The organism is Actibacterium sp. D185-2 (genome assembly GCF_054954595.1).
The window spans coordinates 1-1,260 of sequence record NZ_JBPWNX010000059.1 but is presented as its reverse complement, the minus strand read 5'-3'; the positions used below and the strand labels follow the sequence as shown (position 1 = coordinate 1,260).

Annotated in this window: 2 protein-coding genes; both read left to right on the top strand. The window is 66.2% G+C overall.

Annotation, left to right across the window (positions count from 1 at the left end; genetic code table 11):
- Positions 1-71 precede the first annotated feature (71 nt).
- On the top strand, positions 72-245 hold the full coding sequence (gene tnpB / locus ACSR1C_RS20525; RefSeq protein ID WP_460260863.1) for an IS66 family insertion sequence element accessory protein TnpB: 174 nt from the start codon (positions 72-74) through the stop codon (positions 243-245).
- A 60-nt stretch (positions 246-305) separates the two neighbouring features.
- On the top strand, positions 306-1,260 hold a 955-nt coding region (locus ACSR1C_RS20520; protein ID WP_460260864.1), incomplete at its 3' end, for an IS66 family transposase.

Sequence of the window (1,260 nt, the reverse complement as noted above, 5' to 3'; positions counted from 1 at the left end):
TTCCTTGATCATCCCGATGATCTGCGCCTCGGTGAAACGGCTCTTTCGCATTCGTTTGCTCCTTCAAAAGGTTGAGCAAACTCTACATCAGAACGAGGGAAGTTTCGGGGAGCAGGTCACGCTTCCCGTGGCCCGCCGCCGGAGACGGCGCCGTGAGGCTGACCTCGGCGCAGCTGGCGATGCTCTGGGAAGGCATCGACTGGCGCCGTCCGGACTGGGGTGCGCCTCCGGCCCGGGTGAGCTGATACTTCTCTCAACCCCCTTGTTTTACTGGTTATGGACCGCACGGGATGGTAAGGTCCCGCATGTCCGAAGCCGCCTCCCTTCCGCCTGACGATCCTGCCAAGTTGCGCGCAATGATCGCCGCGCTCGAGGCCGAGAACGCGGCCATGCGGGCGGAGACGACACGGCTTACGGCCGTCCTGAAGGCGCACGAAGCCCTCGTCCAGGCGCTCCAGATCCGGATCGCCAAGCTCCAGCGCCAGAAGTTCGGTGCAAGCTCGGAGAAGATCGAACGCGAGATCGAACAACTCGAGCTGGCCCTCGAGGCGCTGGAGGTCGCGGCTTCCGCCGCCCGGGAGCCCGAGGAGGAGCCGAAGGCAGAGCCCGCAGTCGCGGAACCTTCTTCCATGCGGCGAAAACCGAAGGTCTCGGAGGCAACGCCCCGCGAGCGCATCGTGCTCGACCCCGGTGATGCCTGCCCCGACTGCGGGGGCGAACTGCGGCTCGTCGGTGAAGACATGAGCGAGATCCTCGAGCTGATCAGCGCGCGGCTGAAGGTGATCGAGACGGCGCGCCCGAAGAAGTCCTGCCGACGATGCGAGAAGATCACCCAGACCCCGGCGCCTTCGCGGCCGATCCCGCGCAGCATGGCGGGACCCGGTCTACTGGCGCACATCCTCGTCTCCAAGTTCGACGACCATCTGCCCCTGTATCGACAGAACGAGATCTTCGCTCGCATGGGGGCGGAGATCCCGGCCTCGACGCTCGTCGACTGGTGCGGCCAGGGCGTGCGGGTGCTCGATCGGGCCAGGCGGCTCGAAGGCCTGGGCAAGGGCGTGAAGGAGGGCCGGATCTGGACCTACCTCCGGGATGACCGGCCCTGGGGCGGGACTGCGCCGCCCGGCATCGCCTACTTCGTCGCCCCTGAACATCACGCAGCTGCGGCTCTGATGCCGCATTTCGGCCGCGGTAGAGCGATGATCGCACCGATCGCGGCGATGAGAGCGGCGAGGATTTCGGCCACGAGAGCCCTCAGAT